The organism is Micromonospora sp. WMMD987, assembly GCF_029581435.1.
Classification (GTDB): Bacteria; Actinomycetota; Actinomycetes; order Mycobacteriales; family Micromonosporaceae; genus Micromonospora; species Micromonospora rifamycinica.
Window position 1 is genome coordinate 1869233 of sequence record NZ_CP120861.1, and the last position, 25914, is coordinate 1895146.

Annotated in this window: 23 protein-coding genes and 2 pseudogenes; 20 read left to right on the forward strand and 5 right to left on the reverse strand. The window is 72.9% G+C overall.

The features are described 5' to 3' along the window. Positions 1-8: 8 nt before the first annotated feature. The 4 genes from O7612_RS08235 to O7612_RS08250 form a co-directional block, all read right to left on the reverse strand. Positions 9-530, reverse strand: a complete 522-nt coding sequence (locus tag O7612_RS08235) for a DinB family protein (protein WP_282271920.1) — start codon at positions 528-530, stop codon at positions 9-11. 74 nt (positions 531-604) lie between these two features. Continuing rightward, positions 605-2224: an MDR family MFS transporter gene (locus tag O7612_RS08240; protein WP_282271922.1), complete on the reverse strand. Its 1620-nt coding sequence runs from the start codon at positions 2222-2224 to the stop codon at positions 605-607. Positions 2225-2374: 150 nt separating this feature from the next. Beyond that, on the reverse strand, positions 2375-2812 hold the full coding sequence (locus O7612_RS08245) for a MarR family winged helix-turn-helix transcriptional regulator (protein ID WP_282271925.1): 438 nt from the start codon (positions 2810-2812) through the stop codon (positions 2375-2377). 24 nt (positions 2813-2836) lie between these two features. After that, positions 2837-4549 carry an alkaline phosphatase D family protein gene (locus tag O7612_RS08250; RefSeq protein WP_282271926.1) on the reverse strand — a complete coding sequence of 571 codons (1713 nt, stop codon included), beginning with the start codon at positions 4547-4549 and terminating at the stop codon, positions 2837-2839. Between the two features lie 149 nt (positions 4550-4698). Between O7612_RS08250 and ftsY the strand changes: the two genes are divergently transcribed. The 19 genes and pseudogenes from ftsY (at position 4699) to O7612_RS08345 (ending at position 23672) form a co-directional block, all read left to right on the forward strand. Further along, positions 4699-5880 carry a signal recognition particle-docking protein FtsY gene (gene ftsY / locus O7612_RS08255; RefSeq protein ID WP_282271928.1) on the forward strand — a complete coding sequence of 394 codons (1182 nt, stop codon included), beginning with the start codon at positions 4699-4701 and terminating at the stop codon, positions 5878-5880. 6 nt (positions 5881-5886) lie between these two features. Then, on the forward strand, positions 5887-6750 hold the full coding sequence (locus O7612_RS08260) for an aminoglycoside phosphotransferase family protein (protein WP_282271930.1): 864 nt from the start codon (positions 5887-5889) through the stop codon (positions 6748-6750). A gap of 353 nt (positions 6751-7103) precedes the next feature. Further along, complete coding sequence (locus O7612_RS08265; protein ID WP_282271932.1) at positions 7104-8516, forward strand: ammonium transporter; 1413 nt, start codon at positions 7104-7106, stop codon at positions 8514-8516. A 25-nt stretch (positions 8517-8541) separates the two neighbouring features. Next, positions 8542-8880 carry a P-II family nitrogen regulator gene (locus O7612_RS08270; RefSeq protein WP_067307311.1) on the forward strand — a complete coding sequence of 113 codons (339 nt, stop codon included), beginning with the start codon at positions 8542-8544 and terminating at the stop codon, positions 8878-8880. Positions 8881-8894: 14 nt separating this feature from the next. Continuing rightward, complete coding sequence (locus O7612_RS08275; protein ID WP_282271938.1) at positions 8895-11219, forward strand: [protein-PII] uridylyltransferase; 2325 nt, start codon at positions 8895-8897, stop codon at positions 11217-11219. A gap of 537 nt (positions 11220-11756) precedes the next feature. Further along, positions 11757-13313, forward strand: coding sequence for a signal recognition particle protein (ffh, locus tag O7612_RS08280; protein ID WP_282271940.1), 1557 nt, complete (start codon positions 11757-11759; stop codon positions 13311-13313). A gap of 115 nt (positions 13314-13428) precedes the next feature. Continuing rightward, positions 13429-14508, forward strand: a complete 1080-nt coding sequence (locus O7612_RS08285; RefSeq protein WP_282271942.1) for an amidohydrolase family protein — start codon at positions 13429-13431, stop codon at positions 14506-14508. A 470-nt stretch (positions 14509-14978) separates the two neighbouring features. Continuing rightward, positions 14979-16385: a proline--tRNA ligase gene (gene proS / locus O7612_RS08290; RefSeq protein ID WP_282271944.1), complete on the forward strand. Its 1407-nt coding sequence runs from the start codon at positions 14979-14981 to the stop codon at positions 16383-16385. A gap of 342 nt (positions 16386-16727) precedes the next feature. After that, complete coding sequence (locus tag O7612_RS08295) at positions 16728-17375, forward strand: DUF402 domain-containing protein (RefSeq protein ID WP_282271945.1); 648 nt, start codon at positions 16728-16730, stop codon at positions 17373-17375. Positions 17376-17616: 241 nt separating this feature from the next. Further along, on the forward strand, positions 17617-18081 hold the full coding sequence (rpsP, locus tag O7612_RS08300; RefSeq protein ID WP_282271947.1) for a 30S ribosomal protein S16: 465 nt from the start codon (positions 17617-17619) through the stop codon (positions 18079-18081). After that, positions 18056-18316: an RNA-binding protein gene (locus tag O7612_RS08305; RefSeq protein WP_172862164.1), complete on the forward strand. Its 261-nt coding sequence runs from the start codon at positions 18056-18058 to the stop codon at positions 18314-18316. Before rpsP ends, O7612_RS08305 begins: the two co-directional genes overlap by 26 nt. A 2-nt stretch (positions 18317-18318) precedes the next feature. Further along, positions 18319-18897: a ribosome maturation factor RimM gene (gene rimM / locus O7612_RS08310; RefSeq protein WP_282273840.1), complete on the forward strand. Its 579-nt coding sequence runs from the start codon at positions 18319-18321 to the stop codon at positions 18895-18897. A 16-nt stretch (positions 18898-18913) separates the two neighbouring features. Further along, on the forward strand, positions 18914-19702 hold the full coding sequence (gene trmD, locus O7612_RS08315; RefSeq protein WP_282271950.1) for a tRNA (guanosine(37)-N1)-methyltransferase TrmD: 789 nt from the start codon (positions 18914-18916) through the stop codon (positions 19700-19702). A 144-nt stretch (positions 19703-19846) separates the two neighbouring features. Beyond that, positions 19847-20203, forward strand: a complete 357-nt coding sequence (rplS, locus tag O7612_RS08320; protein WP_030335223.1) for a 50S ribosomal protein L19 — start codon at positions 19847-19849, stop codon at positions 20201-20203. Between the two features lie 192 nt (positions 20204-20395). Continuing rightward, positions 20396-21241: pseudogene (gene lepB / locus O7612_RS08325) on the forward strand (signal peptidase I); the annotation flags it as partial. 128 nt (positions 21242-21369) lie between these two features. Then, positions 21370-22005: a signal peptidase I gene (lepB, locus tag O7612_RS08330; protein ID WP_067307338.1), complete on the forward strand. Its 636-nt coding sequence runs from the start codon at positions 21370-21372 to the stop codon at positions 22003-22005. Between the two features lie 58 nt (positions 22006-22063). Next, entirely contained in the window at positions 22064-22546 is a 483-nt protein-coding gene (locus O7612_RS08335; RefSeq protein WP_282271955.1) for an NUDIX domain-containing protein, read from the forward strand. Next, entirely contained in the window at positions 22540-23352 is an 813-nt protein-coding gene (locus O7612_RS08340) for a ribonuclease HII (protein ID WP_282271957.1), read from the forward strand. Before O7612_RS08335 ends, O7612_RS08340 begins: the two co-directional genes overlap by 7 nt. Beyond that, positions 23349-23672 carry a DUF2469 domain-containing protein gene (locus O7612_RS08345; RefSeq protein ID WP_011905215.1) on the forward strand — a complete coding sequence of 108 codons (324 nt, stop codon included), beginning with the start codon at positions 23349-23351 and terminating at the stop codon, positions 23670-23672. The genes O7612_RS08340 and O7612_RS08345 overlap by 4 nt, the downstream gene beginning before the upstream one ends. 54 nt (positions 23673-23726) lie before the next feature. Here the strand turns inward: O7612_RS08345 and O7612_RS08350 are convergent, their stop codons facing one another. Further along, positions 23727-24833, reverse strand: a complete 1107-nt coding sequence (locus O7612_RS08350; RefSeq protein WP_282271958.1) for a sulfite oxidase — start codon at positions 24831-24833, stop codon at positions 23727-23729. 627 nt (positions 24834-25460) lie between these two features. On the opposite strand from O7612_RS08350, the pseudogene O7612_RS29475 reads away from it, so the two are divergent. Then, positions 25461-25898 (forward strand): annotated as a pseudogene (locus O7612_RS29475) (M23 family metallopeptidase); the annotation flags it as partial. Positions 25899-25914 lie beyond the last annotated feature (16 nt).

Sequence of the window (25914 nt, forward strand, 5' to 3'; positions counted from 1 at the left end):
CCACCGGATCACTCGCCGGTGACCCCGTCGAGGCGTTCCCGGAGCAGGTCGGCGTGGCCGTTGTGCCGGGCGTACTCCTCGATCAGGTGCAGGTAGACCCAGCGTAGGCTGAAGGTCCGCTTCTTGGCGCCGACCTCGGTGAACGTCTCGTCGAGCGAGCGGCCGGCGGCGGCGGCCCGGGCCAGGGCGACCTGCTCGTGGTAGGTGGCGAGGTCGGCCTCGGCGTCGGCGTCGCTCACGTCGAGGTCGGCGTCCGGGTTCCCGGGGGTGAAGTACGGGTAGTCGACCTGCTGCCCGGCGAAGTTCTCCCGGAACCACCAGGCCTCCACCTCGGCCAGGTGCCGGACCAGCCCGAGCAGGGTCAGCCCGGACGGCTCCACGCTCGGGGTGCGCAACTGCTCGGCGGTCAGCCCGGCGCACTTGAGCAGCAGGGTCTGCCGGTGGTAGTCGAGCCAGCTCTCCAGCATGGCCCGTTCGTCGCCGACGGGGAGTTCAGGGGTCCGGGTGATCTCCGGCGCTCTCCAGGTCATGCCGTCATCCTCGCCGTCCGGTCCGACATTCCGCGAGCCGGTTTCGGTCCGGGGCACCGCCCACGCCCCGACGGTCAGTCCCGGTTCCCGGTGCGGACCACCGCCGCTCCGGCCGAGGCCGCCACGGCGGACTCCTGCGCGACGGTGTCGGTCAGGGCGTCCCCGGTGTGCTGGCGCAGCGGGATCTCCTTGATGAAGATCACCGCGATCAGGGCGATCAGCCCGAACGGGGCGGCGGCCAGGAAGATGTCGCCGGCACCGTGGCCGTAGGCGCTCTCCACCACGATCCGGACCGGACCCGGCAGGGTGTGCACGTCGGGCAGCACGCCGCCGCTGCCCGAGCCGGCCCCGGGCAGGCCGAGCCCGGCCAGGCCGTCGGCGATGTAGTCCTTGACCCGGTGGCCGAGGACCGCGCCGAGCACGGAGACCCCGACCGCGCCGCCGAGGCTGCGGAAGAAGGCCACCACCGAGCTGGCCGCGCCGAGTTCGTGGGCGCTGACCGTGTTCTGCACGGCGAGCACGAGGTTCTGCATGGTCATGCCGAGCCCGAGGCCGATCAGCGCCATGTAGAGGGCGAGGTGCCAGTACGGGGTGTCGTAGCGGATCGTGCCCATCAGTGCGAACCCGGCGGTGAGCAGCGCCGAACCGGCGACCAGGTAGCGCTTCCAGCGGCCGGTCCGGGTGATGATCCGGCCGACGACGACGGAGGAGACCAGCAGGCCGAGGATCATCGGCATGGTCATCAGGCCGGACATGGTCGGGCTCTCGCCCCGGCTGATCTGGAAGTACTGGCCGAGGAAGACCGATGCGCCGAACATCCCGACGCCGACCGCGATGCTGGCCACGACGGCGAGGGTGATGGTGCGGTTGCGGAACAGCCGGGGCGGGATCATCGGCTCGCTGGCCCGGTTCTCCACCCGGACGGCGAGCACGCCGAGCCCGACCGCGCCGGTCACCATGACGGCGCTCTGCCAGGAGAGCCAGTCGTACCGGTCGCCGACCAGGGTGACCCAGATCAGCAGCAGCGAGACGGCGGCGGTGATCAGCGTGGCACCCCACCAGTCGATCTTCACCTGACGCCTGACCACCGGCAGGTGCAGGGTCTTCTGGAGGACCACCAGGGCGGCGATGGCGAACGGCACGCCGACGTAGAAGCACCAGCGCCAGCCGAGCCAGGAGGTGTCCACGATGACGCCGCCGATCAGCGGGCCGCCGATGGTGCCGGCGGCCATCACCGCGCCGAGGTAGCCGCTGTACCGGCCGCGCTCGCGGGGAGCGATCATCGTCGCCATGATCACCTGAGCCAGGGCGGTGAGGCCGCCCGCGCCGACGCCCTGGAGCACCCGGCAGGCGATGAGCTGCTCGGTCGACTGGGACAGTCCGGCCAGCACGGAACCCAGCACGAAGATCGCCAGGGAGAGCTGGACCAGGATCTTCTTGCTGGTCAGGTCGGCGAGCTTGCCCCAGATCGGGGTGGTCGCCGTGGTCGCCAGCAGGGTCGAGGTGACCACCCAGGTGTAGGCGGACTGGCCGCCCTTCAGCTCGGTGATGATCCGCGGCAGCGCGTTGGAGACGACCGTGGAGGAGAGGATCGCGACGAACATGCCCAGCAGCAGTCCGGAGAGGGCCTCCAGGATCTGCCGGTGGGTCATCTCGACACCGGTCGCCCTGGTGGGCGCTGTCGCCTGGGTCATCGTCGCTGCCTCCGGTGGTGAAAAGGGTGCCTCGGGCAACCGTAATCTTTTGTTGCCTCAAGCAACAACCGGAGGCGACGGACCGCTATTCCGGCCGGGACGGCGCGGGGGGCGGCGTGGCCGCCCCCACCCGCCGCCCGTTGCCGGGCCTCAGAACGTCTCGTTGAACCGGTGCATCAGCCGGGCGAACTCCTCGACGTCCCGCTTCGGCCAGGTCTCCAGAGACCGGTTGATCTGCTCCATCCGGGCCGCCCGTGCCGTGTCGAACCGTCGGGTGCCCTCCCCGGTCAGCCGGAGCTGCGCCGCGCGCCGGTCGTCCGGGTCGGGATCGCGGCGCACCAGGCCCAGCGTCTCCAGCCCCTGGATCTGCCGGCTCAGCGTGCCCTTACCGATGCCCAGCAGGGCGGCCAGGTCGGTGAGCCGGGTCGGGCCGGACCGCCGCAGCCAGAGCAGCAACCCGTACGCGTTGGGCTCCAGGTTGGGGTGCACCTCTCCGGCGATCTCCCAGGACAACGCTCGACCCCGGCGCAGCAGGGCCGCCAGTTCGTGTTCCAGCACGCGCAGGGTCTCGGGGAGATGATCGTCCACGGGACCGAGGGTACGTGTCAGAAGTCACTTCGCCGAGGAAAGTTGCTGCCGGGCAACTTCTCGGAGGTGCCCGTCACTGGTGGTCCCCTCGATCAGCACCTCGGCCTCCCGCCCCCGGTGGCGCAGCGTGCTCACCGCGTTGCCGAAGTACGGTCCGGCGAGCTTCTTCCAGCGCACCGTCGGGCGGCGCACGCCGGCCGAGCGGGCCAGCGCCCGGGTGGCCGCCGCCGGCCCGGCGCTCCACCCCAGCTTCATCAGCGGGCGCATCGCCGCCGGCACCTGGTTGTGGATCGGCGAGCAGGTGAGCTGGTGCACCGGGGTACGCACCGCCGGGTCGTCGAACCGGGCGCGGGCCACGTACGAGTGGTGCACGTCGCCGGAGAGCACGCTGATCGAGGCTGGCGCCGGGTACGCGGGGCCGGCGCCGACCCGGTCGCCGGCCGTGGCCGGTGTGCCGCTGCCCAGCCGGGCGAAGAGGGCGCCGAGGGCGTCGAACGAGCGGCGGAAGGCGGCCCAGTGCTCCAGGTCGAGCGCCCGGCGCAGCTTCTCGGCCAGCCCGGCCAGCCACGGCCTGCCGGAGTCGGCCAGCCTCTCGTTCCACGCCTCCACGTGGTGGATTCCCGGCGGCAGCAGCCAGGGCAGCGACGCCCCGATCACCAGGTGGTCGTAGACGCCGTGCGCCCGGTCCAGGAACCAGGACCACTCGCCGGCCGGCAGCATCGACCGGCCGCCCGGTTCGAGCACCCGGCTGCACCGGTTGTCCAGCATGACCAGCCGGGTGCGGCCCAGGTCCAGCGCGTAGCTCCACTGGTACTGCACGGCCCGCCAGCGCTCGGTGTCGTGCGCCTCGTCGGCCTCCCGGTCGACCCGCTCACCGAACTCCCGCAGCACGTCGGTGGCGTCCCCGGCGGCGAGCACCTTGGCGTAGAGCGGGTCGGCGACGATCTCGTCCGGGGCCAGGTTGCCCAGGTGCTGGTAGACCCAGTAGGAGGCCAGCCCGCTGCGGATCCGCTCGGCCCACCAGGCCTGCCGGCGCATGTCGGCCCGCCACGACTTCGAGGTGTTCCAGTCGTCGATCACCTCGTGGTCGTCGAAGATCATCACGCTCGGCACGGTGGAGAGCAGCCAACGGATCTCCGGGTCACGCCACGACTCCAGATAGAGCTTGGTGTACTCGTCGAAGCTCACCACCTGGTCGGCCGGGGCGTCCTTCGGCCGCCGCCGACGCCGCTTGAGCAGCCGCCTGACGGTGGGCGAGGTCACGTCGGCGTAGACCTGGTCACCGAGCAGCACCAGCAGGTCGGGCAGGTCGTCCGGGTCGGGCGCGGCCATCAGCCGCCGGGCGTACGCGTCCAGCGCGTCCGGGGGCAGCTTGCGGGTGGTGTTGTGCTGGGTGGTCTCCCGGCACGACCCGAAGATCAGGCTGACCGGCTGGTCCCGGTCGTCGGCCGCCCTGGTCCGGATCACGCTGGGCGGGAACCCGTCGCGGGCCACCGGCCAGACCAGCTCGTCGTCGACCAGCACCTCGTAGCTGGTGGCGTGGTCCGGGGTGAGCCCCTCCACCACCACCAGCGCGTAGTGGTGGTCGTACGCGGAGAAGGTCGGCGCGGAGCCGGTGGCGCCGTCGGCCGTGCGGACGGTGACCACCGCGGACCCGCTGGTCTCCACCCACACCGTGGCCCGGGTGCCGACGACCCGACGCAGCAACGGGCCGATGAGCAGGCGCGGCTCGGGCATGGGTGGCACCTTTCGAGGAGAGGACGGTTCATCTCTGCTACCCCGTGGGCGGGTGGGTCACCCCCGGCAGCGGCGAGCGTACCCGCAGCTGGCTCAGCTTCGGAGGCGGTGAGTGGGACGCCGTCGCCGGCATCTGACAGGATTTCGGCATGACGGACTACCTCCTCGTCGCACTGGCCCTGCTCGGCGTGCTGATCCTCGGCGGTCTCGGCCTGGTGGTGCCCCGGCTGCGGCGGCGGGCCGAGCCCCCGCTGCCGCAGACCGAGGTCGACACCCGGGCGGAGGAGGACCTGGCCGGGCCGCCCGTCGAGGCGGCGGAGTCCGACCTGTCCACCGGCGTCCTGGTCGAGCCGCCGGTGGTGGTGACCCCGCCGCTGGAGGTCCCCGAGCCGACCGCCGGCCGGCTGGTCCGGCTGCGGTCCCGGCTGGCCCGCTCGCAGAACGCCTTCGGCAAGGGCCTGCTCGGCCTGCTCGCCCGCGACCACCTCGACGAGGACGCCTGGGAGGAGATCGAGGACAGCCTGATCACCGCCGACGTCGGCATCGACGCCACCCGGGACATCGTCGACCGGCTCCGCGAGCGGACCCGGGTGCTCGGCACCCGCTCCGCCGGTGAGCTGCGCGACCTGCTCGCCGCCGAGCTGGTCAACGCCCTCGACCCGACCCTGGACCGGTCGCTGCGCACCACCGGCCGCGACGGCCAGCCGGCGGTGCTGCTGGTGGTCGGGGTCAACGGGGCCGGCAAGACCACCACCTGCGGCAAGATCGCCCGGGTGCTGGTGGCCGACGGGCGTTCGGTCACCCTCGGGGCGGCCGACACCTTCCGGGCCGCCGCCGCCGACCAGCTGGAGACCTGGGGCGGCCGGGTGGGCGCCGAGACGGTCCGTGGGGCCGAGGGGGCCGACCCGGCCAGCGTGGCCTTCGACGCGGTCCGGCGGGGCATCGACGCCGGCACCGACACCGTGCTCATCGACACCGCCGGCCGGTTGCAGAACAAGATCGGCCTGATGGACGAGCTGGGCAAGGTGAAACGGGTGGTGGAGAAGCACGGCCCGATCGACGAGACCCTGCTGATCCTGGACGCCACCACCGGGCAGAACGGGCTGGAGCAGGCCCGGGTCTTCACCGAGGTGGTGAACGTGACCGGTGTGGTGCTGACCAAGCTGGACGGCACGGCCAAGGGCGGCATCGTGATCGCCGTGCAGCGCAAGCTCGGCATCCCGGTCAAGCTGGTCGGTCTCGGCGAGGGCGCGGACGACCTGGCCCCGTTCGACCCGGCACAGTTCGTCGACGCGCTGCTCGGCGTCGAGCCGCTCGCCCGGGACGCGTAACCTCGCGTGGGCAACGACGATCGCGCGTACGCCGGGTGGCGTGACCCCCGCCATCCGGCACCGGGCCTGGGGAGACCGTACGTGACCTCGCAGGAGATCCCGCTGCACGGCGGGAACGTGAGCACCGTGGTCCGGGTCGGCGACACCGTCCGGCGCAACGCCGGCCCGTGGACGCCCTCGGTGCACGCCCTCCTGCGCCACCTGGAGTACGTCGGGTTCACCGGCGCCCCCCGGGCGCTGGGCATGGACGAGCGCAACCGGGAGGTGCTGTCCTACCTCGAGGGGGAGTGCGGGGAGTACCCGCTGGCCCCGCACTGGGTCACCGACGAGGCGCTGGTGACCGTGGCCACCATGCTACGGATGTTCCACGACGCCCAGTACGGTTTCGCCCCGCCGCCCGGCGCGGTCTGGCGCTCGTTCGGCCCGCCACCGCCGGACACCGAGGTGATCTGCCACCACGACGCCGCCCCGCACAACGTGATCTGGCGGCCCGACGGCACCCTCGGCCTGATCGACTTCGACCTCGCCTCGCCCGGCGCCCGGATCTACGACGTGGCGTACGCGGCCTGGACCTGGGTGCCGATCTTCGCCGACCGGGACTCGATCACGCTCGGCTGGAAGCACCCGGACCGGCCGCGCCGGCTGCGGCTCTTCGCCGACGCGTACGGGTTGATCCCCCGGGACCGGCACCGGCTGATCCGGACCATCCGCAAGCGGATCGTGGACCACGTGGAGGGCATCCGACGGATGGCCGCCGCCGGTGAGCCGGCGTTCGTCCGGATCGTGCACAAGGGTCACCTTCGTCGCCCGATGCGCGACCTGCGCCTGCTGGACTACGAGCGGCACGCCCTGGAGCACGCCCTGCGCTGACGTCGGGGCCGCGGACCGCGCCCGGCTCGGACCCGGCACGTCCCGCCCGCGTCGATCCCGGCACGTCCCGCGCTGGCCGTGCCCGGCGACCCCGCGCCCCGGGAGTCCGGGAGTGGCCTTCCGGCCGGTCGCCATCGGGGAAAGAGGGGCCGTTCGTCACCGGACGGCCACTCTTTCGTTCTCCGAATTTCATGATCGTGCTTCTTCACACGCCGGAAACAACCCGTCACGTGTCGGAAATCGAGGGGTGTCGGTCCGGAAACAGCGGCCGACCAAGCTTCCGCGCAACCGGCGTACGGGCGACGCTGCCCCGGAAGCCGCGAAGGAGGGAACTTCACCTTTAGGAGGCCAGCGTGCCTGAAGCACCGACGATCGACGGCGGCAACACCGTTTGGCTGCTGGTTTCGACCGCTCTCGTGCTGCTCATGACCCCGGGACTGGCGCTGTTCTACGGCGGCCTCAACCGGGCCAAGGGCGTGCTCAACATGATGATGATGAGCTTCTCCGCCATCGGGCTCATCTCTGTTCTGTGGTGGTTCTACGGTTTCAGCATCGCCTTCGGGACCGACGTCAACGGTTTCTGGGGCGACCCCGGTGCGTACCTGGGCACCAAGACCTTCCTCGCCGAGACCGACCTGTGGGGCGCCACGGCGGAGAACCCCAGCGGCATCGGCGTCCCGCTGTACGTGTTCATGGCGTTCCAGATGGTCTTCGCGGTGATCACCGTCGCGCTGATCAGCGGCGCGATCTCCGACCGGGCCAAGTTCGGCGGCTGGCTGCTCTTCGCCTTCGGCTGGGCCACCCTGGTCTACTTCCCGGTCGCCCACTGGGTGTGGGGCGGCGGCATCATCGGTGCCAAGATCCACGCGCTCGACTTCGCCGGTGGTACCGCGGTGCACATCAACGCCGGTGCGGCGGCCCTCGCCGTCGCCCTGGTGCTCGGCAAGCGTCTCGGCTGGCCGCGTGAGGGCATGAAGCCGCACAACATCCCGCTGGTCGCGCTCGGCGCCGGTCTGCTGTGGTTCGGCTGGTTCGGCTTCAACGCCGGGTCGGAGCTGACCGTCGACTCGGTCGCCGGATTGGCCTTCATCAACACCCAGCTCGCCACCGCCGCGGCGGTGCTCGGCTGGATCGCGGTGGAGTGGATCAAGGACAAGAAGCCGACCATGGTCGGTGCCTCGTCCGGTGCCGTCGCGGGTCTGGTCGCCATCACCCCCGCCTGTGGTTTCATCGCCCCCTGGGCCGCGGTCCTGCTCGGCATCGTCGCCGGTGTGGTCTGCGCGCTGGCCATCAGCCTGAAGTACAAGCTCGGCTACGACGACTCGCTCGACGTGGTCGGCGTGCACTTCGTCGGTGGCTGGATCGGGTCGCTCTGGCTCGGCCTGTTCGCCACCAACTCGGTCAACGCCGCGATCAGCGACGTGGTCGGGGCCTCCGACGGCCTGTTCTACGGCGGCGGCGTCACCCAGTTCGGTCGCCAGGCCCTCGCTGGTCTGATCGTCACCGCCTGGTCGTTCGGTGTCGCCTGGGTGCTCGCGTTCGTCATCGACAAGACCCTCGGTTTCCGGGTCAAGGCCGAGGACGAGGTCGAGGGCATCGACATCAGCGAGCACGCGGAGAGCGGCTACGACCTGTCCCCGAGCACCGGCGGTGCCGGTGGTGGGGCGTTCGCGATGGCCGGGATCACCCCGGGCGGCGCGAAGCCGGCCTCCCCGGAGGCATCCCCGGAGGCCACCGCGCCGGTGGACGAGAAGGTCGCCGGATAACGTTCGGAGAATGGAGGGCTTGGACATGAAGCTGGTGACCGCGGTCATCAAGCCGTACCAACTGGACGCGGTGAAGGAGGCCCTGCACGCCCTCGGCGTCGCCGGCCTGACCGTCAGCGAGGTCCAGGGGTACGGGCGTCAGAAGGGGCACACCGAGGTCTACCGGGGTGCCGAGTACACGGTCGAGTTCCTGCCCAAGATCCGGGTCGAGGTGCTCACCGACGAGATGGACGTCGACAAGGTGGTCGACGCGATCGTGGCCGCCGCCCGGACCGGCAAGATCGGGGACGGCAAGGTCTGGGTGACCGGCGTGGAAGAGGTCGTCCGGGTCCGTACCGGCGAACGCGGCCTCGACGCCCTGTAGGAGGACCACACCAGATGACCTCGTCGATCAAGAGGAATGCGTCGGACGACACCGGCGACGGAGACGGAAACCTCTTGGTCGACGGGGTCGTCCGGATTCCCGGGGGGATCGGGGAACCGGCCCGGGTGCGACGGGCCGGGGCCTTCGACGCGTGGCTGCGCGGCCTGCTGCCGGGGCGGGAGGGCATCGCCCTGGTCGCCGTCGGTGGACTCGGCCGTCGGCAGTGCTCCCCGAGCGGCGACCTCGATCTCGTCCTGCTGCACGCCGGGGTGGCCGGGGTGGACGAGTTGGCCGCCTCGCTGTGGTACCCGATCTGGGACGCCGGGATCCGGCTCGACCACTCCGTGCGTACCCTCGCCGAGGCCCTGTCGGTGGCCCAGGACGACGTCAAGGTCGCCCTCGCCCTGCTCGACGCCCGGTTCGTCGCCGGTGACCGGACGCTCGCCGACACCCTCACCCGCACCGCCACCGACCACTGGCGGCGGACCGCCGTCCGCCAGCTGCCCGCCCTGCGGGAGATCACCGAGGTGCGCTGGCGCACCCACGGCGAGCTGGCCTTCCTGCTCGAAGGTGACCTCAAGGAGGCCGCCGGCGGGCTCCGTGACGTGGGCATCCTGCGGGCCATCGCCACCGCCGGGATCACCGACGCGCTGCGCCCCGCCGTCCGCGCCGCCCACCTGCGGCTGCTGGACACCCGCGACGCCCTGCACCAGCAGGTGGGCCGCCGGGTCGACCGGCTGGTCGCCCAGGAACGTGCCGGGGTGGCCGCGCTGCTCGGACTGCGCCCGTCGACGGCCGAGGCCACCGACACCGGGGCACGGGCGGAGGCCGGCGACGGCGACGCCCTGCTGCGTCGGGTGGCCGGCGACGCGCGTACCGTCAGCCACGCCCTCGACGACGCCTGGCGGGCCGCCGACCGGCTCCGCTCCGGCCGACGCCGGGGCGCCGACGGTCGGCCGCTGCGTCGCCCGGTGGCCCGGGACGTGGTCGAGCACGACGGGGAACTGGTGCTCGCCCGGACCGCCATCGGAGCCCGCCCCGACCCGAGCCTGTCGCTGCGGATCGCCGCCGCGGCGGCCACCACCCGGCTGCCGATCGCCCGCGCCACCTGTGAGTGGCTGGCCGCGTACTGCCCGCCGCTGCCCGCGCCCTGGCCGCCGGCCGCCCGGAGCGCGTTCGTCACCCTGCTGGGTGCCGGCCCCGGGCTGGTGCCGGCCTGGGAGACCTGCGACCGGTACGGCCTGGTCGACGGCTGGCTGCCCGAGTGGACCCGGCTGCGCAGCCTGCCCCAGCACAACCCGGTGCACCGGTTCACCCTCGACCGCCACCTGGTGCAGGCCGCGTACGAGGCGAGCCGGCACACCCGCGACGTCGAACGCCCGGACCTGCTGCTGATCGGCGCGTTCCTGCACGACATCGGCAAGGGGCTGGACGGCGACCACTCCACCGTCGGTGCGCCACTGGCCGAGGCGGTGGCCACCCGGATCGGCCTGCCCGTCGAGGAGGCGGCGCTGATCGGCACGCTGGTCCGGCTGCACCTGCTCCTACCCGACGTGGCCACCCGCCGTGACCTGTCCGACCCCAAGACGGTCGCCGGGGTGGCCGAGCGGGTCGGCGACACCACCACCCTGGAGCTGCTGCACGCCCTGGTGCTGGCGGACGCGGCCGCCACCGGCCCGGCCGCCTGGTCCGGCTGGAAGGGCCGGCTGATCGCCGAGCTGGTGGCCCGGGTGCGGACCACCCTGGACACCGGCGTGGTACCCGCCCCACCGGACCCCGACCCGGCATTGGTCGCCGGGCCGCTGCCGGTGGTCCACCTGACCGACGACCGGGTTTCGGTGGCCGCGGCCGACCGGCGGGGGCTGCTCGCCACGGTGGCCGGCTGCCTGGCCCTGCACCGGTTGGACGTGATCTCGGCGGACGCCGCCACGGTCGACGACCGGGCACTGGTCGAGTGCCGGGTACAGCCGCGCTACGGGCTGGCCCCGGACCCGATCGCGCTCAGCGCCGACCTGCGTCGCGCGGTTGCCGGCGACGTCTCGGTCACCCAGCGGCTGCGCGGCCGGGCGCTCGCCGCGCGCAGCCAGGGCGCCGCGCCGAGGGTGGTCTGGCACCGGGAAGCGGCCACCGACGCGGTCCTGCTGGAGCTGCGCGCCGCCGACGCGGCGGGTCTGCTCTACCGGGTCACCTGCGCGTTGGACGAGGCCGGGGCGCAGGTGCGCGCCGCCCGCATCTCCACCCTCGGCGGTGACGTGGTGGACGCGTTCTACCTGGTCGGTGGCTGGCCGTCGGACGAGCAGCGGGACCAGATCGAGGCGGCCGTCCTCGCCGCCGTGTAGGACCGCGCCGCCCGCTCCCCGACCGCGCCGCCCGCTCCCCGACCGCGCCGCCCGCTCCCCGACCGCGCAGACGGTTCCCGGACGGCCTCCGGGTCGCGGGCCGCGCCCGTCGATGCGGCCTTCGGGTCGCGGGCCACGCCCGTCGATGCGGCCTTCGGGTCGCGGACTACGCCCGTCGATCTGGCCTTCGGGTCGCGGGCCACACCCGTCGACGTGTGCCGGGGCCCCGCCGCCGCCGCCGGGCCGCCGCGGCGTGGGCCCCGCCGCCGCGCGTACCCACGTCGGCCGGGGGGACGGTCGGGCTGGCTGCCCGGGACCGGGCCGACTGGTGGTGGTCGCCTACCGGTCGGGTCCGGTGGTTTCCTGACCCGGGTGGTGCCGGCGGGGTGACGACGCGCGTCCGTCGCCTTCGGCGCGGCGCGGGACGGGGCGAGCGGGGCCGGAGCGGGAGCACGGCCGGCGGGCTACCCTAACGGTGGGCTGGACAGCCGGCCCGGCCGCATTGTGCCCGCCGATGACGACAAACGGGATGTTCGCGTGTTTGACACCTTGAGTGACCGCCTGTCCGGAATCTTCACCAAGCTCCGTGGCAAGGGCCGGCTCACCGACGCCGACATCGACGCCACCGCGCGCGAGATCCGGCTGGCGCTGCTGGAGGCGGACGTCGCGCTGCCGGTGGTCAAGGGCTTCATCGCGAACGTCAAGGAACGGGCCCGCGGCGCGGAGGTCTCCCAGGCGCTCAACCCGGCCCAGCAGATCGTCAAGATCGTCAACGAAGAGCTGGTCAACGTGCTCGGCGGCGAGGGGCGACGGCTCCAGTTCGCCAAGCAGCCGCCCACGGTGATCATGCTGGCCGGTCTCCAGGGCTCCGGCAAGACCACCCTCGCCGGCAAGCTGGCCCGCTGGCTCAAGGCCCAGGGGCACCAGCCGCTGCTGGTCGCCGCCGACCTCCAGCGTCCCAACGCCGTCGGGCAGCTCCAGGTGCTCGGTGGCCGGGCCGGCGTCGAGGTGTACGCCCCGGAGCCCGGCAACGGCACCGGCGACCCAGTGCAGGTCGCCCGCGCCTCCATCGAGCACGCGAAGCGGGCCGCCCGCGACATCGTCATCGTCGACACCGCCGGCCGGCTCGGCATCGACGCCGAGATGATGCGGCAGGCGGCCGACATCCGCGACGCGGTCGACCCGGACGAGGTCATCTTCGTCATCGACGCGATGGTGGGCCAGGACGCGGTCCGCACCGCCGAGGCGTTCCGCGACGGCGTCGGTATCACCGGCGTGGTGCTGTCCAAGCTGGACGGCGACGCCCGGGGTGGTGCCGCGCTGTCGGTGCGGCAGGTCACCGGCCAGCCGATCCTGTTCGCCTCCACCGGCGAGAAGCTGGAGGACTTCGACGTCTTCCACCCCGACCGGATGGCCAGCCGGATCCTCGGCATGGGCGACGTCCTCACTCTGATCGAGCAGGCCGAGCAGGCCTTCGACACCGATCAGAAGGAGAAGATGACCGCCAAGCTGATGGGCGGTGAGCAGTTCACCCTGGAGGACTTCCTCGACCAGCTCATCGCGGTGCGACGGATGGGTCCGATCGCCAACGTGCTGGCCATGATGCCCGGCATGGGGCAGATGAAGGACCAGCTCGCCGAGCTGGACGACAAGCACTTCGACCGGGTCACCGCGATCATCCGGTCGATGACCCCGGCCGAGCGGACCAACCCGAAGATCATCAACGGCTCCCGGCGGGCCCGCATCGCCGGTGGCTCCGGCGTCACCGTGATGGACGTCAACCAGCTGCTCAACCGCTTCGCCGACGCGCAGAAGATGATGAAGCAGATGGGCGGCATGATGGGCCTGCCCGGCGGCGGGCGGCGCAAGGCCACCAAGTCGCCGAAGAACAAGCGCAAGGGCACCAAGGGCGGCAACCGGCCGCGCAGTGGCGCGGGTGCCGGGTTGCCGGGCGGCTTCCCGGGCGGCATGCCGCAGCTCCCGCCGGGGATGGACCCGAACGACCTGGCCGGTGGCCAGGGCCTGCCGCCGGGCTTCAAGCTGCCGAAGATCGACTTCAACAAGTTCGGCAAGGGCGACAACCGGCCCCGCTGACGCACGTCGGTGGCGGGGCCGGCGGGAGGTCCCCGTACGGGCGCTGCCGTGATCGGGTCGGGGGCGGCGGGAGGTCCCCGTACGGGCGCTGCCGTGATCGGGTAGGACTGTGCGCATGGCTCTGCATGTGCGCGGTGTGCTCCTGCCCGACGACGAGGTACGGGATCTCTGGCTCGACGGCGACCGGGTGACCTTCGACCCGGTGCCCGGTGCCCGGACCGTCGTCGACCGGGGATTCGTGCTGCCCGGCCTGGTCGACGCCCACTGTCACCTCGGCATCGCCCGGGGTGGTGCCCCGGTCACCTCCCTCGACCAGGCCCGCGCGCTGGCCCGTACCGACCGGGACGCCGGGGTGCTCGCGCTGCGTGACGCCGGCTCGCCGTTGCCGTACCCCGAACTCGACGACGAGCCGGAGCTACCGCGGCTGGCCCGCGCCGGCCGGCACGTCGCCCCGCCCAGGCGCTACCTGCGCGACATCGGCCTGGAGGTCGACGCGGCCGGGGTCACCGCGGCCGTGACGGAGCAGGCCGCCGCCGGCAACGGCTGGGTCAAGCTGGTCGGCGACTGGATCGACCGGGGGATCGGCGACCTCGCGCCGGCCTGGGACGCCGACACGATGACCGCCGCCGTGGCCGCCGCGCACGCCGCCGGGGTACGCGCCGCGGTGCACACCTTCAGCGAGTCGGCCGTGGAGATCATGGTGCGGGCCGGGGTGGACTCGGTGGAGCACGGCACCGGCCTGAGCCTCGACCTGATCGACCTTATGGCCCGGCAGGGCACCGCGCTGGTCCCCACGATGATCAACATTCGGACCTTCGGCGGCATCGCCGACGCGGCCCGGAACAAGTTCCCCGGGTACGCCGACCACATGATCGCGCTGCGCGACCGGTTCCCCGGGGTGGTGCGCGCGGCGTATGAGGCGGGGGTGCCGATCTACGTGGGCACCGACGCGGGCGGCGGCATCGACCACGGACTGGCCGCCGAGGAGATGCTGCTGCTGCACGAGCAGGCCGGCATGCCGGCGGTGGACGTGCTCGCCGCCGCCTCCTGGCGGTCCCGGGAGTGGCTCGGCTTCCCCGGTCTCGTCGAGGGTGGCCTGGCCGACCTGGTCGTCTACCCCGAGGACCCGCGCCGCGACCTGACCGTGGTGCGCACCCCCTCCCGGATCATCCTGCGCGGCCGGCTGATCCGCTGACCCTCGCCGCTCCCCGCCTCCCCGCCTCCCCGTGCCGTCCGTCCCCGTGCCGCCTGTCCCCGTGCCGTCCGTCCCCGTGCCGCCTGTCCCCGTGCCGCCTGTCCCCGTGCCGCCCGTCCCCGTGCCGCCCGTCCCCGTGCCGCCCGTCCCCGTGCCGCCCGTCCCCGTGCCGCCCGTCCCCGTGCCGCCCGTCCCCGTGCCGCCTGTCCCCGTGCCGCCCGCTGGCAAGATCGCGCTCGATCCAGGATGTAGTGGCCTCGCGGTACGGGGATGCCACTACATCCCGGAAGTAGCACGATCTTGGCGTGGGGCGTGGGGCGTGGGGCGTGGGGCGTGGGGCGTGGGGCGTGGGGCGTGGGGCGTGGGGCGTGGGGCGTGGGGCGTGGGGCGTGGGTTTTTGGTGGGTGGGATCCGGGTGGGGCCGCGCCCGATCGCGCCGGCCCGGAGGAGGGCGCATAGGATGTGCGGTCATGGCTCGCGTGCTCACTCCCCGTGCGGAGGACTTTCCCCGCTGGTACCAGGACCTGATCGCCAAGGCGAAGCTGGCCGACAACGGCCCGGTCCGGGGGACCATGGTCATCCGTCCGGCCGGCTACGCCATCTGGGAGCGGATGCAGGCCGAGATGGACGCCCGGATCAAGGCGGCCGGCGCGGAGAACGCCTACTTCCCGCTGTTCATCCCGGAGAGCTATCTCAAGCGCGAGGCCGAGCACGTCGAGGGCTTCTCGCCGGAGCTGGCGGTGGTCACCCACGGCGGCGGCAAGCAGCTCGCCGAGCCGGTGGTGGTGCGCCCCACCAGCGAGACGGTGATCGGCGAGTTCATGGCCAAGTGGATCGACTCGTACCGGGACCTGCCGTTGCTGCTCAACCAGTGGGCGAACGTGGTCCGCTGGGAGTTGCGCCCCCGGGTCTTCCTGCGCACCAGCGAGTTCCTCTGGCAGGAGGGGCACACCGCGCACGCCACCCGGGAAGACGCCCGCGCCTACGCCCGCCGGATCCTGCACGAGGCGTACGAGGACCTGATGGTCAACGTGCTGGGCATCCCGGTGGTGGTCGGGCTGAAGACCGCCCGGGAGCGTTTCGCCGGGGCGACCGCCACCTACACCTGCGAAGGCATGATGGGCGACGGCAAGGCGCTCCAGCTCGGCACCAGTCACGAGCTGGGGCAGAACTTCGCCAAGGCGTTCGACATCAGCTACTCCTCGGCCGAGGGGGGCCGGGAGCACGCCTGGACGACCTCCTGGGGTACCTCGACCCGGATGCTCGGCGGGTTGATCATGGCGCACGGTGACGACAACGGCCTGCGGGTGCCGCCGCGGCTGGCCCCGGTGCAGGCGTACGTCATGATCGTCAAGGACGGCGAGGGGGTCGGCGAGGCGGCGGCCAAGCTGCGCGACGCGCTGCGCGACGCCGGGGTCCGGGTAGCGCTCGACGACCGCGTCGACACCGCGTTCGGCCGCCGGGCCGTCGACGCCGAGCTGCGGGGCTATCCGGTACGCGTCGAGGTCGGCCCCCGCGACCTGGCCGCCGGCAACGCGGTCGTGGTCCGGCGTACGGACGGCTCCAAGGCGCCCACCCCGGTCGCGGACGTGGTCGGCGCGGTCCTGGCCGCCCTGGAGGCCGACCAGCAGGCGCTGCACGACGAGGCGCTCGCCCACCGGCGGTCCCGCACCGTCGAGGTGGCGACCCTGGCCGAGGCGATCGAGGCGGCGGCCACCGGCTGGGCGATGGTGCCGTGGTCGGCGGTCGGCCTCCCGGGTGAGGCCGAGGCCAACGGTCAGGGCGTCACCGTCCGCTGCCTGCTGCGGGCCGACGGCTCCGTCCCGGACCACGAGGACGAGCCGGACCTCACCGCCATCCTGGCCCGCGCCTACTGAGGCCCGGCCCACCGACATCGGCGGCGTACCACGGGTCCGGCTCCGCGGACCCGGCCCCGTGGTCCCGCGTCCGCCCGGTGCTGTCGGGGCACGGTGGGTGCCGTGGGCGTGGCCCTGTGGTCCCGCGTCCGCCCGGTCCTTCGGCGCACGGCGGGTGGCGTGGGCGTGGACCTGTGGTCCCGCTTCCGCCCGGTCCTTCGGGGCACGGTGGGTGCCGTGGGCGTGGACCCTGGTCCGCGTCCGCCCGGTCCCGGCGTGTCAGGGACGCCGTGGGCGCGACGCGCCCCGGCCGCGCCGCCGGGGCCGGCGTGCCGCAAGCCCTTCTAGACCAGTGGAGATGTGGTGCGTTTCACGCCAGGTCAGCTGATCATGCACCGGAACGTGCGGCACGGCCGCATCGGTTGGGTCCGGGCGGCCCGGGTGGTTCTCGACGACGACCGGGGGCTGCTGCTCTGGGTGGCCCGGGACACGCCGGTGGCGCACGAGGTGTCCGAGGCGGGTCTGGGCATGCGGGCGATGCCGTTCACCGAGTGGATCGCCACCTCCTACCGGCTGGCCCGGGGGCGGTGGAACGGCCCGCCGCTGCTGGAGTTCCTGCCCACCGGGGCGGACCACTCGGTGTGGTTCTTCCGCGACCAGCAGGGCCGCTTCGCCACCTGGTACGTCAACCTGGAGGAGCACGGCGTCCGGTGGGACGACGGGTCGGTGGCCGGGGTGGACGTGGTCGACCAGGACCTGGACGTGGTGGTCAGCCCCGACCGCAGTTGGCGGTGGAAGGACGAGGACGAGTTCACCGAGCGGCTGGCCTTCCCCGACCACTACTGGGTGGCCGACGAGAAGGCGGTCCGCGCCGAGGGTCAGCGGGTGATCGCCCTCGCCGAGGCGGGGGAGTTCCCGTTCGACGGCACCTGGTGCGACTTCGTCCCGCCGGCCGACTGGACGGCTCCGACGGAGCTGCCGCCCGGCTGGGACCGCCCGCCCGTACGCTGAGTGTGTCGTCGCTCACACCGGGCGGGCGTCGACCCCTTCGCCGGTCGGGCCGATGTGAGCGTCCGGCGGACGATCTGGCACAATGGGCCGCTGGTATCCGGCGCGCGTTCGGCGCCCTCTAACCCGGGCGTGTCGCCAGTCCACCGAGCAGCCTCCGGCGCAACCCCACTGCGCCGGTCGACGCTCACCCGTGCACCGCCCGTAGTCGGGCCGGTGAAATCGCAACAGGAGCGAAACAACTGTGGCCGTAAAGATCCGGCTCCTGCGGATGGGCAAGATCCGCAACCCGCAGTACCGCATCGTCGTCGCCGACTCGCGCACCAAGCGTGACGGTCGCGCGATCGAGTTCGTGGGCGTGTACCAGCCGAAGGAAGATCCTTCGATCATCGAGGTCAAGTCGGAGCGGGTCCAGTACTGGCTCTCGGTCGGCGCGCAGCCGAGCGAGGCCGTCCAGCGTCTGCTGGAGCTGACCGGCGACTGGCAGAAGTACAAGGGCCTGCCGGCCCCGCCGCCGCTGAAGGTCGCCGCCGAGCGGGCCGACCGCAAGGCGGCGTACGAGGCCGAGGCGAAGGCCGCTGCCGGGCTGGCCCCGGAGACCCCGGCCAAGCCGGCCCGCAAGGCCGCCAAGGCGGAGGCTCCGGCCGAGACCAGCGCACCGAAGGCCGACGCCCCGGCCGCTGCTGCCGACGCCGGTGAGCAGGCCTGACATGCCGCTGCGTCCCGCCCTGGAGCACCTGGTCAAGGGAATTGTCGACCACCCGGACGACGTGCGCGTCCGGATGGTCGACTCCCGTCGGGGCAAGCGGCTGGAAGTCCGCGTGCACCCTGAGGATCTGGGCACGGTGATCGGACGGTCCGGCCGGACCGCCAAGGCCCTGCGTCAGGTGATCGGCTCCATCGGTGGACGCGGGGTACGCGTCGACATCGTCGACTCGTACTGATGCTGCTCATCGTCGGCAGGATCGGCAAGCCGCACGGGATCCGCGGTGAGGTCACCGTGGAGGTGCGGACCGACGAGCCCGAAGCGCGTTTCGCCCCCGGCTCGGTGCTGCGTACCGAGCCGGGGGCGACGCCCCGGGCCGGGGGACGGGCCGCCGAGCCGGTCCCGACCGGCGGCGCGTCGGGGGTGGCCTACCAGGTCCCCGGTGAACTGACCATCGAGTCGGCCCGGATGCACCAGGGTCGGATGCTGGTGGCCTTCGAGGGGGTCCTCGACCGGGAGACCGCCGAGGCGTTGCGCGGCACCCTGGTCGGGGTGGACAGCTCCACCGTCGCCCCGCCGGAGGACCCGGAGGAGTTCCACGACCACCAGTTGGTCGGTCTGGCCGTGGTGACCCCGGCCGGTGAGCATCTCGGCGAGGTGGCGAAGATCGACCACGCGCCCGCGTCCGACCTGCTCGTCCTGCGCCGCCCGCAGGGTGGCACCGCGTTGATCCCGTTCGTCAGGGCGATCGTCCCGGAGGTCGATCTCGCCGGCGGACGCGTCGTCGTCGACCCGCCGGCCGGTCTGCTCGACCTTTAGCCCGGAAGTCACCCACATGCGCGTCGACATCGTGTCGATCTTCCCGGAGTACTTCGCCCCGCTGGACCTGTCGCTGATCGGGCGGGCCCGTGAGCAGGGCCTGCTCCGGTTGGCCGTACACGATCTGCGGAGCTGGACCCACGACGTGCACCGCACGGTCGACGACACGCCGTACGGCGGCGGGCCGGGCATGGTGATGCGGCCGGAGCCGTGGGGCGCGGCGCTGGACGCGTTGGCCCCCGACGAGCTGGCCCCGGACGGCCTGACCCTGCCCCGGCTGCTGGTCCCCTCCCCGGCCGGGGTGCCGTTCAGCCAGGCGATGGCGCACGAGCTGGCGGCCGAGTCGCACCTGCTCTTCGCCTGCGGCCGGTACGAGGGCATCGACCAGCGGGTGCTCGACCACGCGGCGACCCGGCTGCGGGTGACCGAGGTCTCGCTCGGCGACTACGTGCTCTTCGGGGGCGAGGTCGCGGTGCTGGTGATCCTGGAGGCGGTCACCCGGCTGCTGCCCGGGGTGCTCGGCAACGCCGGCTCGCTGGACGACGAGTCGCACGCCCACGGCCTGTTGGAAGCCCCGATGTACACCAAGCCGGCGAGTTGGCGGGGGCACGAGGTGCCCGAGGTGCTCCGTTCGGGCGACCACGGCCGGATCGCCCGCTGGCGACGGGACGAGGCGTTGACCCGGACGGCCACCCGACGGGCCGACCTGATCGCCGCGCTGCCCCCGGAGAGCCTGGACAAACGGGACGTGGAGACGTTGGAGCGGGGTGGGTTTCCGCTGCCCCCATCAGATGTGGCAAAGTAGGGGGGTTGCCGCATCCACCCACGCCCGTGGGGGGCTGCGAGGATTCCCGACCGGAGCCGGCCCGTCCGGCCGCCACCCGGGGATCAGGATCACCCATCCGCGCACCGAGTGACGGTGCGCCGTGAGCATCACGAGGACGCAGCGATGAACATCCTGGACGCCCTTGACGCCCAGTCGAAGCGCACCGACCTCCCCGACTTCCGTGCCGGTGACACCGTCAAGGTGCACGCGCGGGTCGTCGAGGGCAACCGGTCCCGGGTCCAGATCTTCCAGGGCGTCGTCATCCGCCGCCAGGGTGACGGTCTGCGCGAGACCTTCTCGGTCCGCAAGGTCAGCTTCGGTGTGGGTGTGGAGCGGACCTACCCGCTCAACGGCCCGGGTATCGACCGGATCGAGGTCGTGACCCGCGGTGACGTCCGCCGGGCCAAGCTCTACTACCTGCGTGAGCTGCGCGGCAAGAAGGCCAAGATCAAGGAGAAGCGGGAGAAGCAGCCCAGCTGACTTCCCTCCACCAGGCCGCCTGACCTGCACGGATGTCGTATCGAGCAGAGCGCATTACGCTGATCGGTACGGGCGCAGACCGGCAGGTGGCGTCGCGACGTTGGTCGCGGCGCTCCGATCGTCCACTGCCGCCCGTGGGGCCTCGACGAGGCTCCCGGGCGGTAGTGTCGTTTCGGCGGACCGGGGAGTGGCGTGGTGCAGGTGCTTGACTCGAACGGCACAGCCGACCCGTGGCGTCGGCGGAGCCGACCCGCCCGTCGGCAGATGCCCCTCTGGCAGGAGCTGCCGCTCCTGCTGATCGTGGCCTTCTGTCTCGCGGTGCTGATCCGCACCTTCCTGCTCCAGGCCTTCTTCATCCCCTCCAGCTCGATGGAGGACACCCTCCTCATCGGCGACCGGGTCCTGGTCAACAAGGTCGTCTACGACGTCCGTGACCCGCTGCGCGGTGAGGTGGTGGTCTTCCGGGGGACCGACAAGTGGGTCGCCCTGGAGAGCCCGGCCCCGCCGGTCGGCACCCTCGGCAGGATCGGCCGCACCCTCGGCGACCTGGTCGGGGTGGGCCGTCCCGGCGAGAAGGACTTCATCAAACGGGTGATCGGGGTGCCCGGCGACCGGGTCAAGTGCTGTGACGACCAGGGCCGCGTGCTGGTCAACGGCATCCCGCTGGACGAGCCGTACGTGGTGCGGGACTCGCCGCTGGACGTACCGCCGAACCCGAAGGAGTGCCGGTCCCGCCGGTTCGACGAGGTGGTCGTACCCCCGGGTCAGATCTTCGTGATGGGCGACCACCGGCTGGTCTCCCAGGACGCCCGCTGCCAGGGTCCGGTGCCGATCGACAACGTGGTGGGCCGGGCGTTCATGGTGGTGTGGCCGTCCTCCCGCTGGACGTCGCTGCCGGTTCCGGACACCTTCGCCCGGCTGTCCGACTCCGCCGCCGCGCCCACCGCCCCGTCGCCGGTCCGGCCGACCCCGTCCGGTGACGTGGCCCTGCTCCTCCCGGTCACCGCCCTGCTCGCCATGGTCGCCCGGTCCGGGCGGCGGACCTGGTCGGGCGGTGCCGGCGGGCGACCCCGGTGGCACCCGGGCCGGCCCCGGCGTTCCCGGTGCCCGGAACACCTCCGGCGTTCCGGGCGGCCCCTTCGGCTCCGGCGACGTAGGCTCCACCCGTGATTGACGAGCAGACCGAAAAGCCGCGCAGCTCCTTCTGGAAGGAGCTGCCCATCCTCCTGGGCGTCGCGATCCTGGTGGCGGTGCTGGTCCGCGCATTCGTGCTGCAGACCTTCTTCATCCCGTCGCCGTCCATGGAGAACACTCTCAAGATCGACGATCGGGTGCTGGTCAACAAGCTGGTCTACGACTTCCGCTCACCGCACCGTGGCGAGGTGGTGGTCTTCAAGGCGCCGACCGAGTGGAGCGGCAACCCCGACGGCGAGGACTTCATCAAGCGGGTGATCGGGGTCGGCGGCGACCACGTGGTCTGCTGCGACGCGCAGGAACGGCTGACGATCAACGGCAAGTCCCTCGACGAGCCGTACATCTACTCCGCCAACGGGCAGCAGGACAAGCCCGCCGACCAGGAGTTCGACATCACCGTCCCCGCAGGCCGGCTCTGGGTGATGGGTGACCACCGGTCGGCCTCCGGCGACTCCCTGGAGCACTGGCAGCAGTCCGGCCGCAACATCGACAGCGCCACCATCCCCGAGGGCGAGGTGGTGGGTCGGGCCTTCACCGTCTTCTGGCCGTTCGACCGGGCCACCTGGCTGACGGTGCCCAAGTCGTTCGACGGCATCCCCAACCCCTGAACCGGTTCTGGCCGCCGGGGCGTGGCCGACCGCCGGCACCGTCTGGCAGGCTGGTACGGTGACCGACTTCCACCCCCGCCGCGCGGCCCGTGTGCTGCTCGTCGACGCGTCCGGTCGGGTGCTCCTCTTCGCCGGCTTCGACCCGGCCCGGCCGGGCCACCGGTACTGGTTCACCCCCGGCGGTGGGCTGGAACCGGACGGAGAGTCCCCGGCCGCCGGGGCGGCCCGCGAGCTGGCCGAGGAGACCGGCCTGCGACTGACCCCCGCCGAACTGGGCGCACCGGTGCACTCCGAGACGATCGAGTTCCCCTTCAACGGCGTGTGGTACCGCCAGGAACAGGAGTTCTTCGTGGTCCGGGTGCCCACCTGGCAGGTGGACACGGCCGGGTTCGACGACATCGAACGGGCCAGCGTCACCGGGCACCACTGGTGGTCGGTGGCCGAGCTGGCCGACACCGACGAGCGGTGCTACCCGGTCGACCTGGCGGCCCTGCTCACCCGGGTGCTGGCGACGACCCCCACGTCGGAGGCGTCGTGCTGACCCCGCCGCGCACCGTGGTCCGCCGCGACGGTGGGCTCTACGCGCTGGAGCGGGCACTGCAACGTCGCGGTTTCCGGCACGTCGCGGGCGCGGACGAGGCCGGCCGGGGAGCCTGCGCCGGCCCGCTGGTGGCCGCCGCCGCGGTGCTCCCCGAGGGACGACGTGGCGAGATCGAGGGACTGGCCGACTCCAAGCTGCTCACCCCGACCAGCCGGGAGCGGGTGTACGCCGAGGTCGTCGCCCGTGCCCTGGCGTACGCGGTGGTGGTCATCCCGGCCGATGAGGTCGACGCCCGGGGACTGCACGTGTGCAACCTGGCCGCGATGCGCCGCGCCCTGGCCTCGCTGACCACCAGGCCCGACTACGTGCTCACCGACGGCTTCGGGGTCGACGGGCTGGACGTGCCGGGGCTGGCGGTCTGGAAGGGCGACCGGGTGGCGGCCTGCGTGGCGGCGGCCAGCGTACTGGCCAAGGTCACCAGGGACCGGATCATGGTGGAGCTGGACGGACGGCACCCGGGCTACGGCTTCGCCGAGCACAAGGGGTACGCCACCGCCGAGCACACCGAGGCGCTGCGGGACCGTGGCCCCTGCGTGGAGCACCGGTTCTCGTACGTCAATGTGGCTGCCGCCTCCGGCCGGGAGGGTGCCCCGCCCCGGGCCCGCCGGCCGCTCGGCACGGCCGCTGCGGAGCCGATGGAGCGCTCAGGCCCGCCAGGGGGTACCGTCGGCGTGGCGTTGGGCGAGCAGCCTCGGCCTCCGGCACCGGTGGGGGAAGATGTGGTCATGGAAGGCGGAGTGCGATGAGCGCGGAAGATCTCGAGAAGTACGAGACCGAGATGGAGCTGCAGCTCTACCGGGAGTACCGCGACATCGTCCGTCAGTTCTCCTACGTGGTGGAGACGGAACGCCGTTTCTACCTGGCCAACCAGGTGGACCTGCACGTGCGCAACTCCGACGGCGAGGTCTACTTCGAGGTCGAGATGCACGACGCCTGGGTGTGGGACATGTACCGTCCGGCGCGCTTCGTCAAGAACGTCCGGGTGATGACGTTCAAGGACGTCAACGTCGAGGAGCTGGAGAAGCCGGACATCTCGCTGCCCGCCGACTCGGGTTTCGGTAGCTGATCCCCGCCCCGCGTCGGCCGCCCACCGCCGACGCCGGGCCGGGACCGGGCCGCCTCACTCCGCGACGACGAGCACGTCCACCCGCTGGACGAGGTTGTTGGCGAAACCACCCCGGTTCCACGGCTGCTCCACCGGCTGGGTACGCCCCGACGCGTCGGTCGCCCGCGCCCCCAGCGAGTATCGGCCGGGCTGCGGGGTCCAGTCGTACCACCAGCGTCGCCAGGACCACTCGCCGCCGCCCGGCCCGTCCAGGATGGCCGGCCCCCAGCTCGCCCCGCCGTCCGTGGTCACCTCCACCGACACCACCGGGGCGTGCCCCGACCAGGCCCGCCCGTCCACCGTGCACGGTCCGGGCCGCAGCACCCTGCTACGGGACATGAAATCCGGGAAACCCGGTGGCCGGACCAGCGCCCGGGGCTCGATCCGGGTCACCGGCACACCCGGATCGTCGGCGTCGCGCCGCAGCCGGTAGGCCACCGCGTTCTGGTAGCCGTCGAACTCCCCGGTCAGCACGCTGATCGCGCGCAGCCACTTGACGTGCGCCATGCCGTACCAGCCCGGGACGATCAGCCGCAGCGGTGCGCCGTGCTGAGGCAGCAGGGGAGCGCCGTTCATCTCGTACGCCAGCAGCACCTCGTCGCGCAGCGCGTCGGCGACCGGCAGGGCCCGCTGGTAGTCCTGCTCCACCCCGCGTTCCACGCCGTGGTCGGCACCGGTGAACACCACGTCGACCGCGTCGGGCGCGATCCCGGCCTCGCGTAGCAGCGGTGCCAGCGGGGTGCCGGTCCACTCGGCGTTGCCCACCGCCTCCACCAGCCACGGCTGACTGACCGGGCGCGGGTGCAGCAGCGCCCGCCCGTTGCCGGCGCACTCCATCGTGACCCGACGGGTCACCCGGGGACGCTCACGCAACCCGGCCAGGTCGAGCCGGAGCTGCCGACCCACCGCGCCGTCCACGGTCAGCGTGTGGGCGACCGGGTCGAGGTCCGGGATGTCGTAGTGGATGAGGAGGTAGTGCAGACCGGCCGGGGTGACGTCGTACCGCAGCGCTTCGAGCGGGATGCCGTGGTTACGGGCGGCCAGCTGGAGTTCCTCCGGACTGATCGCCTCGTCCGCTCCGGCGACCCGCGACGGTCGGCTCACCTCGTCCATGGTGGTCATCGGTGCCCTCCCGCTCCGCGCCCGGCTGCGCTGTCGCCAGCCTAGACCGCTCCCTGGCCGACCCACCGCGCGTCCGGTCCTCCCCGATCGGTCGCCGCGGTGCCGCCGTCCCCCCGTCGGTCGCCGCGGTGCCGCCGTCCCCCCGTCGGTCGCCGCGGTGCCGCCGTCCCCCCGTCGGTCGCCGCGGTGGTGGCCGTCCACCGGTCGGTCGCCCGGACCGGCGGGTGGTGGGCCTCCCTCGCCGGGTCAGGCCCCGGGCCGTCGCAGTGGCATAGCAGATCGACGGGGTGGGTGGAGGCTTTTCCCCAGCCGGTCCCGTTGTCCACAGCGGACGACCGGTCCGTGGCGTCGGCCCGGTGGTCCCGCCATGCTGCGGTGATGCGTACGGGACTGCGGCAGGTGGTGGCGCTCGGGACCGCCGGGCTCGTGTTCGGCTCGCCCTGGCTCGCGGGGTCCGCCGGGCTCGCGGGGTCCGCCGGGCTCGCGGGGTCCGCCGGGCTCGCGGGGTCCGCCGGGCTCGCCGGGTCCGCCGGGCTCGTTAGGTCGGCCGGGCTCGCCGGGTCCGCCGGGTCCGTGGCGGCCAGGTCCGCCGGGCGGGCCACCCCACCACCGTCCGTCCCGGCCCGGGTCGAGCCGGCGCCGGTGTTCCGGTGGCCGCTCGACGGCCCGCCCCGGCCGGTACGGCGGTTCGACCCGCCACCGCTGCCGTGGCTCGCCGGTCACCGGGGCGTGGACCTCGCCGCCGCGTCCGGTGCCACCGTCCGGGCCGCCGGTGCCGGCACCGTGCTCTTCGCCGGCATGGTTGCCGGCCGGCCGGTGGTCACCGTCGGCCACCCCGGCGGCCTGCGGACCACCTACGAACCGGTCCGCCCCGGGGCGCGTCCCGGTGCCGTGGTGGCGGCCGGCGCACCGCTGGGCGTCCTGCTGCCCGGTCATCCGGGCTGCCGACCGGCGGAAACCCCCGCCCCGACCGGGAGCTGCCTGCACTGGGGGGTGCGGCGGGGTCCGGACTACCTGGACCCGATGGCCCTGCTCGGCCTCGGCCCGGTTCGCCTGCTCCCGGTGGCCGATGACCGATCGA